The 11,007-nt window shown below is 31.2% G+C and carries 6 protein-coding genes; 1 reads left to right on the top strand and 5 read right to left on the bottom strand.

Translation table 11 applies throughout. The features are described from left to right. Nucleotides 1-260 precede the first annotated feature (260 nt). Complete coding sequence (locus ACREVX_RS16995) at nt 261-410, top strand: DUF6618 family protein (RefSeq protein ID WP_500861850.1); 150 nt, start codon at nt 261-263, stop codon at nt 408-410. Between the two features lie 849 nt (nt 411-1,259). Here ACREVX_RS16995 and ACREVX_RS02395 read toward each other — a convergent pair. From ACREVX_RS02395 to ACREVX_RS02375, 5 genes are all read right to left on the bottom strand, one after another. After that, nucleotides 1,260-1,526 (bottom strand): hypothetical protein, encoded by a 267-nt coding sequence (locus ACREVX_RS02395; protein WP_431542508.1) that lies wholly within the window; start codon nt 1,524-1,526, stop codon nt 1,260-1,262. A gap of 721 nt (nt 1,527-2,247) precedes the next feature. Then, on the bottom strand, nt 2,248-4,053 hold the full coding sequence (gene drmB / locus ACREVX_RS02390) for a DrmB family protein (RefSeq protein ID WP_431542507.1): 1,806 nt from the start codon (nt 4,051-4,053) through the stop codon (nt 2,248-2,250). Between the two features lie 2 nt (nt 4,054-4,055). Continuing rightward, on the bottom strand, nt 4,056-7,193 hold the full coding sequence (locus ACREVX_RS02385) for a helicase-related protein (RefSeq protein ID WP_431542505.1): 3,138 nt from the start codon (nt 7,191-7,193) through the stop codon (nt 4,056-4,058). Between the two features lie 9 nt (nt 7,194-7,202). After that, entirely contained in the window at nt 7,203-9,530 is a 2,328-nt protein-coding gene (locus ACREVX_RS02380; protein WP_431542504.1) for a UvrD-helicase domain-containing protein, read from the bottom strand. 23 nt (nt 9,531-9,553) lie between these two features. Continuing rightward, complete coding sequence (locus ACREVX_RS02375) at nt 9,554-11,002, bottom strand: Hsp70 family protein (RefSeq protein WP_431542502.1); 1,449 nt, start codon at nt 11,000-11,002, stop codon at nt 9,554-9,556. Nucleotides 11,003-11,007: the final 5 nt, after the last annotated feature.

The raw sequence follows: 11,007 nt of genomic DNA, 5'->3' as shown, positions 1-11,007 counted from the left end.
TATGTAAATTAACGTCACGGTGACGTACCAATCAATAAATAACATCAAAAAAGTAATAGGCACCTCAAACTATTGAGGTACCTACATTCATAATGGTGCATAGCAAAACAAATTGTGGTTACAATTTGTTCACGTCCCCCGGGGGTTTTTATGAGCTAAGCGAATTTGCTATCCATCCTCGCCTAACTAACCGTGCATTCCCATATACTAGGTGGCTGATGCGACCCCATTACAAAATTTGGTAACGAAGTGGACAATTTCTGTTTGCTAATGATGCCGGATGTCATCTCTCTGCCTTAAAAGATTTATTTTGGAACTCTGAACGCTTGCGTGAGATTATGAACAAAGTAGATGCTATAACTGTGGCTCACGCTTTACAAGCTGTAGCTGAACATATTGATTTAGACTAACATACTTGGGTAGCTATTATTGCTACTCATTTTTTTATATAAAAAAAGCCTACCGGCTAAAAAAATCTTATTAATAAAATGATTTTCTCTTATTGATAAAGTGATTTTATAGATATAATCTGACGTAAATCACCTACTGATAATAGAAATAAAATGACTTTTAAATTAGTTATAATTTGACGTTTAACATTTACAGCTATCGCTGTGCAAAGGAAGGTCTCTCCAGTTCCGAACCATGCTTTCAGTACATGTCGCTCCCATTATACCGGAGGATTCTTTGATGGTGCAATTCAAGTTCTTCCCATCTTCCATGGTCTTCGCCTTCAGGGGCAAGGCTCGACTTCCTCTTTTTCACCTTACGATACGGCAGGATTCACTTTATGTTACAACCTGTACTTTTGCTCGCATTCTTTTGAACACTTTGTCACCACACTTTACACACATAATTTCTTACATGCATAGTTGATAGCTAAAAGGCTCCTTGATGATTACCTTTACTGGACTTTCACCAGTTAGTATGGTCCAGCTTATCTAGACGTTCCCCCCGGGGGTTTTTATGAGCTAAGCGAATTTGCTAATAAATATTGGCATATTTATTGATTTCATAAGTTTACTTTCAAAACTAACACCAAGTATGCTTTTCTTTATTGTATCAAAAATGCCCATAATATCCCCCATCTTTTCATTAATTGCTTAATTGTAACATATTATGTTTAAATCCTCCATTGTATAATACTATTGGTGGTTTATTCCATATTAAACATACTAAGATACAAAATTAAAAGTCCAAAAACGTTATATCGCTTAAGGACTATCATTGGATTATGTTTTGATACCGGAGGAGATAATTTAATCAAACCAATACGATTCATCATCTTTCTTACTATCAGTATTCTTATTAGTTGATTTCCTAATCTGACCTCCCTCACAAATTTTTTTATAACTTTTGCACTGTGCAGAACCTCCACATCGCAAATTGTAGTATGCTGATTTTAATGTATTACATTTATTATAATTACTAAAATACATACAGTTATGATTATGTCTTCGTTCATCTTTTTTTTGTAACTTTTCCACATGCCATGAACAACCTGATAATTGTGATACACCTGACATTTTCAAACTCCTCCCTACCTCAGTAATAAGAACTTCTGTAATTTAGGTAACCTTTACAACAAAGTTCATTTTTATATTTATATGTCTATTAGCGTCATCCATATTACCTATTTATATATTTATAATTAATATTAAACTATCTATTCTATAAAACAATTCTATTTCCTTTATTTTTCTATTTATATTATGAATTTTACCATACAATATATTCCACACCTATAATTCAATTATGTTATAAAAAAGGCTTCCACCGCTTTTTTACAACAATAACTCAAATTATTATTTTTACATATATATTATACTTACAAATTATTTTAATACTCAGTTTCCTTATATTTTTCATGGTATCATGTGTATCCTCATTTTAATCTAGATATGTTTTAAAAAATTTCTTTTACTATTTCCTATTTTTTTCAGTGCATCTAAACTTCTTCTGCTCTAATCAAACCATAAGTTAACCTCTTTATGAAATGCAAAATGATCTATGCCGATATTTTATAAAATATTTTAGTTTAACTAAAATTGAGGTAGAACCCACTATTCATTATAAATCAGTAAAAACAGTGCAACGCTAATATTTGTTACTTAGAAAACAAATATCGACCTTCTAATAAACGAAATGTATGAATCTATCAATGTAAAATAAACTTACCACCTATAATATTTATTATAGGTGGTAAGTTTAAAAAATTATATCCCAAAGTACCTTTTAATTAAATTTTCAAACAATTTCACCAAATACTCCTAAATTTCTATTTTCAACGGTCCCAACAATAGACACCCTATCAAGAAGCACATTTCTAAATTCACAAGACGTTTCAGGAAGTAGAGTACAATCATGACATGCAGCATAGTTTAGCGATGAAAACCCTTGTTCAATTGAATTTATACAAAGTGGGTCCGCACTACACCATAAAGCCTTTTCAAGCATATCATCTAATATTTTCTGTAATCTATGTTCATCTTGTGCTATGCTAATTAGCCCACCTAAACTTCCATCACAATCAGCTGTAGCAAGATATATAAGAACACCTTGCATATCAAGATTATTAGACTCCTCATCATAAAATGTACTATATATTTTTTCTTTTAATGACGCAACACTATACCCACACTCATTAGAAATTTGACGCATTAATAAATGTGAAAAAGTATGCAGCGCTATATACTTCGAAGAAAATCGACTATTATGTAAATATGACTCTTCATAGTTAATAGCAAGTTGCTTGTATCTATTTTCAATTCTCGTTTCCCAAATATCTAATTGGTTTTGGTTAAACTTAATAAATATACCCTCGCCATTCATTTTAACTGCAGGTAACCAGTCCTTTTTATACATAGATAAAGGTGCAATTTTTTCATCTTTCAAAGTTCTACCATCCCATGGCTTTATTCTTGTAAAACCGCACAATGCTTGTGTTTCTGTCAACCTATCAACAACAACAATTTTATCTATATATCTTTTATACTTAGCTTGTGTTTTTACCGTAAACGAAGAAAATTCTCCATCCTCAGAATCTCCTTTTGATAATGCAATATATTCGTCTTGATATATGTCTTTTTCTTTTCTTATTGTTCCAACTTGTTTTTGCGTCGTAACTAACTCCAATGCTTTTATTAAATCATTTAATGTAACCTGTTTTGGTAACGTTGGCAGTATTCGTTCTAATAAGTAAGCTTCAATGCTATTAGATGGAATCCATTTAATATCATCAAACTTCGCTATAATAGCTTTTACAGTTTCTCTACTCCAAGGAGGAATAGAAAGAGCACTCTGTATGACTGGGAAGTAAACACTTGATGATGTTCTTAATCGTGTCTTAAGTATTGCAGTACATCCATTTCCTGAAAAATGCATAGGATTCTTTAAATGTGAAAAGTATCCTTTACAATGAAAGCCATTTAGACCTGCTAAAGCATTTTCTTGGAATGCATTTTGCATCGGTCTTATTTTTTCGCAATCACAACATTTAACCATTAAGCTATCAATACCACTTCTTCCATCTACATTAAACATTTCAACTCTATGGTTTTCCTTTCCTTTTTCACAAACATTGCCCTTGTGAACCCACCATGAATAAGGAAAATCTTCTATATGTCCATTTTCACAAACAACAACGAAACGAGCAGCCACAAGTTGTGGATTCCCACAAGCAAAACATTTATGTGGATTGCTCTGGTTTTGAAGTTCTTTAACATCATAAATTTTTTTACAATTAGGACAATATAGTTTTTCTGGAAAAACATATGAGGGGATATCTTTGCTTTTATTGTAAATCTTATTACCATCCTCTGTTTTAGGTTTAATAAAATATTTAGCTCCTGTTAAACTTTGCAAATTTTCATTATACAAATGTAATTCTTCATTGTTCTCATCCCAATCGTCTACACCAGCAATAGTAACAGTATCTCTAACAAAATCCACTATTGAACCAACTCCAAAGGATGTAATAAGTTGATTTTGTCTTATATCACCAGCAAACCGTTGTTTCTTAATAGCTCTTTTTCTTGCAAATGGATTACCCATAGTTAATACTCCTCTCTACGTAGTATATATACATTTGATGATGCATCAACATTTCTAAGTGCATTTAATGTTGTTGGCAAGCCAATATCATTTATTCTACCAGCAGGGTTTAACAAACATAGTCCACCATTATAATCACTGTAAACAAGGGTATCTCTATTTTCGATAGCTAATCTTTCCCATTCTTCTGCAAAATATTCGATCCACTCCTCAGCAAAAGTAAGAGCAGATTTATCTATGCTACGAACTCTTTCCAATATGTATATTTTTATTTTATCAACACCCCTTAAACTGTTTCTAAACTTTACTGCATCATTATTAGAACTCATTCCAGGAATTGTATGTCTTACAAGTGCTATAAAAACACAATGTAATGCCTTTTCTATAGCCCTTGCAGAAAAAGGAGTAACACTTGTTGCTTCTACATATTGATAGAATGTTTTGTGATAATACGAAAATTGCTCATAATGAGATTTATCCCTTGAACGCATTGCATTGTACATCGTTAATACAACCCCAGGATTACTTCTTCCAACTCGGCTAGTAGCCTGAATATATTCAGCATTAGATTTAGGCTGATTATATACCGTCATAACCCCAAGCCTATCTATATCTATTCCAACTGATAACATATTAGATGCAAGTACATAAGAGTAACATAAGTCACTTGTAAACGGCGCTGAAAGTTGTTCAAGTGTTTCTTTTATTTCTTTTGAAGTCTTTCTACTAGTTAACTCGTCATGTTTTTCATAATTTTTAATATCCTTAATTGTTAAGCCATATTTTTCTGCAATAGTATTAAACTTATGATTTATTAATGACTTAATATTAGAACTAACACGGTCATTAATAATACTAGATGAGGCGCCTAAATCCTTAATAGCATTAAAATAACCTACCGTTGTATAGTATTGATCTATGATATCTGAAGATAACCCTTGCTTAATAAATAAATTTTTAGAAAATATAAGGTTAGAATATACTCTTATGAGTAAATCTGCAAGACTCCCACCAGCTTCGCAAAGACCAATATATCTCCGTGCAGGTCTTTTAGATATATCTGCACGAACTGCAAAAAATGAATCATTCGCCGATATCCCATTAGGTGGAAACTGAAACTTTTTTTTATTATAAAGACTTTTGATTTGCTCATTCGCATTTTTAACAGTAGCAGTAGATGCTATTATTTTAGGTGTTTTCCCATGTCTTTCGCATAATTTTTCAATAGCAATTTCATATATTCCAGTTATTGATCCTAATGGTCCAGATATAAGATGTAATTCATCTTGTATAATTAACTCTGGTGGCCTAATATCATCATTACCAAAAATTGCTTTCGACCTTTCTTCCCAAACAATTCTAGCAAACTTATCAACAGTACTTAAAATAAGCGTTGGACACTTTTCATAAATATCGTCATCAACAATATATATTGGCAATCCATGATGAAATTCACACTCTTTATTGTTTTTACAACTTATTATCATATTTTTCTCAATGTTATAGCACCCAACATCTATGGTTGTACCACACCAAGGACATGTTGTTATTTGTATAGGATCTCCGTCATAGATTTTTTTTAATGGTTCGTCTATAAGTTCTTTCAGTTTTTCAGCAGCATCCGAAATATGGTTTGGTGTCATATTACTTCCAATCCATAGTCCAATACTGATTTCTCCACCGCTAATATTATAAATTTTACGAAGATGTTCACAAGCACAAATAAGAGCGGTTGCTCTTTCAAACTGTTGAATTGTTAAAAGCCTTAATGTATACCTCATAATTATTGTTACGCCATCCTGTAAGGGCTTATGCAACAATCTGCGGTAAAAGATTACAAATGCACATACACCTAAATAAGCTTCTGTTTTACCACCACCAGTAGGAAACCATAAAAGATCAACATAATCTCTAAAGTCACTACTATCCTCAACTATATCTGGTATTATCTGCAATATGTAAGCAAGCTGAAATGGATACCACTTCACACTGTTTTCATTACATATTTTGGTTTTAACTCTTTGTAAAAGCATGCCCTCATTCATTAAAAGAAAAGACTGCCACGCTATATCATTAGTTTTAAGAAGTTCAACCCCACGCTCTAATCTTCTAATGCAGGTTTTTATCTTTGCAACAGAAGATTTAACAGCAAAATTATGATTATATAACTTTGCTCCTTCATTTTCTTGCCGTTTGCACCATATAACATATTCATCAATAAACTCGCTTAATTGTTTACAAGCTAAATTTTTATCTACATTACGCCAATAACTCATTTTCAAAAAGTCATCTTTCTTTAGTGAATTGGGCATCATCTGTAATACTTGCTCTGAAGGCATGAATTCACTATTAATATTATTTACATTTTTATCATCATATTTTACTGAGCAACCGTGACCATAAGCATAATTATAAACATTACTATAAATCATATTACTAATTAACACTTCTTCTTGAGTATTAGTAACATCATTTTGATAAATTGGAATAAAACTATTTTCAACTGAAATATTTAAATGACATTGAAATATTGAATGTTCATTCTGCAAAACACTTTTTTGTTGTGCAGTTTTTTCATTAGTTACAGATATGGTTATCAATTTGCTCCCGTCATTAAATATTTTTCTTACATGGCATACAATATCTATTTCAAAGGATCTTAATTCTTCATTTTTTACACTCTTTATAAACCCACAGCTTTTAGAAACTTCGAAGCTAATCATATATTCATGTGGTTCACGTTGGAATTTATGAATTACTCGTTTCTCGCCCTGTTCTTCAATATGTTTATACTTAGCAAATTCAAACTTTACCTTAATCGTATTTGTATCAGCTTCGATCATTGCAGATATAGCCATAGCGCATGGCTTGTATTGATTAGTTGAATTAATAGAATCATTTAGGGTTTGTAAATTATCCTCAAGTTCACTCTCTTCTTCAATTTCATTTTCCGAGTCTGATACATTACTTAATTTGGAATGAGTAGTTATTCTTTGTGGCCATAAAATACCCATAGCATAATAATTTAAAGGCTCTTCATTTATTATTATCTCATTTTCTTCAATAGGACCTATCAAATCTTTTCTAAGAAAATCTTCTATATTATCTATTGCACTATAAAAATCAAAATAGTTGCTCATAATTCACTCCTAGCTTAAATATTCTGTCCTTGCAAACCCAGTAATTTCTATTCCTAACCATATTTTCGATTCTCTAAATCTAAGTGGAATATTTTCATCAAATCGCTTGTTAACAACAGTGATAATATTTGAAACATAAATATCATATAATCTAACCGGTATATTTCGCTTGTCTCCAGTTTTATTAATTGCATTCCAAAAATCACTAACAATTTCATCTGATAAAGTCCCAACAACATTCCCCTTATGATAAATTGAATAGATTTTGGATTTGGGATCTCTAATTAGTTCTACCTTGTCATTTACATTGATTTTTTCTGCAATATACTGTTGAGTTGTTAATGAATCAGCACTTTTTTCTGATACAAAGCCGATATTGTCAATATCATCATTTAAACCTATAACAATGTTAGTGCAGTATGTTTGATTTTTAAAATAGGGCTTAATAGCTGTTCTTATTCCCCTACCGTTATCGCTTTTAGCAAAATACCATTTGTATGGTTTACCTTTTTTTACAATTTCAATTTCTGTTTTAGGTCTAGTAATTGCAACATATCTAACCCTTGCTTCCTCCGCATTTTGAGATTGTATCAAGAAATCGCTCTGCAGAAGATATACTTTATCAAACTCTCTACCTTTTGCTCTATGAATAGTTGATACTGTAAGTGTATCTTTTTCTATATTTATTAATTCAAGTGGAATATCAAACGATTTTAGTATTTCAGTTATTAAATCACTCATTTTCAATTCATTATCTTTGCTGTTACTAACACTGCATAAAACATTAAATCTGTTTTCAGCCTCTAAACTATTATCATTTACTCTAATCAAATATCTCTCGAGAAAATCACTCTTTCCAATTTTAATTTCACAGTAATCCCAAAACATATCTGCGATCCATCTATGCAATTTTACAGAATGTTTTGCTCCTCTTAACAATGTATGTTCATTTCCTTTGCTATGTAAATAGCTACTTATATATTCAGCTTCCCCATTGTTTCTACAAAGAATTGCAGTTTTGATGCCATATTTTGTTTCCGGAATAAATTTTTCAGCATTTTGTTGAACAACACTAATACTTTTCATTGCATCTGAAACAAACTCATTCTGCTTTAGGATTCCAGAGTTTAATAAAACTTGTCTTATATCATGTGAAAAATTAGCTAATAAATTATTCTGACGATTGTTTTTTATTAACTCGTATCTACATGTACTATCTGGCAAAATGTCATACAGCATTTTATAAAATTTTGTCGAATCAATATTTCTATCATCACCACAATCATAATCATATATTGCTTGGCATCTATCTCCCAAAAGTAGAAAACCACAATTTATACTCTTAAGTATATTTAATACCATTATTGCTCTCTCATTAACTAGATCTTGCATTTCATCAACTATTAAATACTCAAAATAGTCAAACATATTTTTTTCAATTGTTTTGTTGAAAAGCTCAATTCTTTTATTATAATCTAGATTTTCAAATTGTTCTTCGATAACTGCTAAATAGCTTGTTGCAAATGAATCAAACGTGCAAACATTCAACGTATTAGCTTCAATAGTCAAACTACCTTCAGCAATGCCTTGTTCTATGCGGCCAATTATCACAGCTTTTGCGGCTCTTGTGTAACATAAAATTAAAACACAATCTGGACTAGCTAGTTCATTTTTAATAATGTATAATATTCTTTGGATAACCGTATAAGTCTTCCCTGTACCTGGTCCTGCATTAACAAGAATTTTACTATTAATATCAGCTTTAATGATAATTGTAGATTCTGCTACTTTATCAAATTTTGAAGTTTCCACAGCAGGCTCTGCTTCAGTAGTTTTGTTAACATATATACTATCAATTTTGCTTGATATTGTTTGTGTAGATGTTGGTGGTTCTATTATTTCTCCGATATCAGTAACAGTAAAATCTAATCCAAGATATTCATAGTTTACACTATCAAATTCAAAACTACTTTCTACTATAAAATTATTTTCAGTCTTTTTTCTTACTATCTGTGGATGCGATTTCCTTTCGGAACATAACTTGGAACAATTTATATATTCACACCTGCAAACCCACTTTATTTTGCCATCAATTAGAACTTGTCCATGCGTAACTTCACCGCTTTTTGCTTTAGAGCATGATGTTCCTTGTAGCTGTTCCTCAAGTTGAATATCACTCAACTTAGCATTGATAAGTGCTCCTCTTAATTTAGATTTTAATACTGTCAGAGCTTCATGACCAGATACATTTTTTACAAATTCAACATCATTTTCAACTGACTTATTAGTTCTATTATAGATGTTACTACTAATTGTTATATTTGATTTTATGAGCATACTCTACCCTCCTCACAAAGCAACTAAATATCTTTAATTTCTGACAAATCATAATAAAACTTCAATTTGTTAATTTCTATCTTTTCAATATATTCATTCCCCATATAACTGTTAGTAATTTTAATTTTAGCAATTTGATCATTGTCAATTGACGCACTCAGCTGTAAACTTTCTTTTAAAAATCCTTTTGTATATACGTCAGTGCTACCATAGTTAATGCTATTATCTCCATTTGTAAATATAAAATGAGCATCAAAGGTATCTTCTGTTAATGAAAATGTAATTGGTGCAATTACACTTCCAATTTTATCTCTATGTTTTTTAAAAATTGGATAAATGGTATTATCACTTAGCAATACACCGACATCATCATTAAGGTAATACTCGCTACCAATAATATCTATGAATGCAGCTCCAATAGCTACTGACCACTGTACTTTTTCTGGAACAATTATTTTATCATTTCCAAATATATTAGTCATAGCATTTGCAAATGGTCTTAGTCCACAACTTCCCCCCACTATGATTACGGCATCAATTCCTGCTTTAGATGTCTTTGACCTCTCCATTGCAATGTTTATTGTTTTAAGCACTTTATTTTTAATAATTGGGCTAACAACATCTTCAAAATAATCATAATCAAGAGAGACAGTTTTAGTCCCAAATTTACCATAGTTTCTAAGAAGTATATCTGCATCATCATAATCAGAAAACTCAATTTTAGCACTTTCACATTGCGAAATAATAATATCTTTTTCCGCTAAAGTCATATCATCATAATTTAGTTTTATTCCAGTTTGACTCACCAATTTCGAATGAATTCTATGTGCTAATTCAATGTCAATATCGTCCCCACCAATCTTGTCTCCATAAACAGAATTCTCATATATTCGAGTGCCATTTAAATCTAAAATACAAATATCAAGAGTTCCACCACCCCAATCTACTACCATTACCTTTGAATAAGCTTTTGCATCATTCTTGTTAGCAATATATGCAGCAGTTGATTCGCTAATAAAACCTTTAACATTAATGCCTGCCGCCATCGCAGCTAACTTTAATGCCGTTCGTGCTTCTGGAGTAAAATCCACCGGAAAAGCAAGAGTTGCATCCTTTATACTAATGTTATAGTGCTCTTTAATATAATTTTTTACATGACTAAAAAAAGCCGTGGTTATTTTAATTGGAGAATACCGCTTATGATCAACTATAAATTCTTTATCTGTTCCAAGCCAAGATTTCATCGATGTAATAATAGTATAGTTATCTGACAATTCTAATCTACGTCGTTTTACATCTCTACCAAAAAGCATATTTCCTTCATTTTTAGGTATTGCAACGATTGATGAAAACGGATATTCGCCTGCCTCTCCTAAATACATAGTTTTAGTTCCATGCTCATCACTAATTACACATACTACCGAAGTGTTTGTAGTACCAAAATCTATTCCAATAAATGTACCCCTTTTCAATTTAA

The sequence above is a fragment of the Clostridium sp. genome (assembly GCF_050717545.1).
In the GTDB taxonomy this organism is placed as follows: Bacteria; Bacillota; Clostridia; order Clostridiales; family Clostridiaceae; genus Clostridium_AD.
Note: the sequence above shows the minus strand (reverse complement) of the source record. Positions and strands in the feature narration are given on the sequence as shown.

Bases quoted from the DNA above. Each gene is read 5' to 3' on its own strand.
- ACREVX_RS02395 (WP_431542508.1), bottom strand. From the start codon at position 1,526: ATGTCAGGTGTATCACAATTATCAGGTTGTTCATGGCATGTGGAAAAG.
- ACREVX_RS02385 (WP_431542505.1), bottom strand. From the start codon at position 7,193: ATGAGCAACTATTTTGATTTTTATAGTGCAATAGATAATATAGAAGAT.
- drmB (WP_431542507.1), bottom strand. From the start codon at position 4,053: ATGGGTAATCCATTTGCAAGAAAAAGAGCTATTAAGAAACAACGGTTT.
- ACREVX_RS02380 (WP_431542504.1), bottom strand. From the start codon at position 9,530: ATGCTCATAAAATCAAATATAACAATTAGTAGTAACATCTATAATAGA.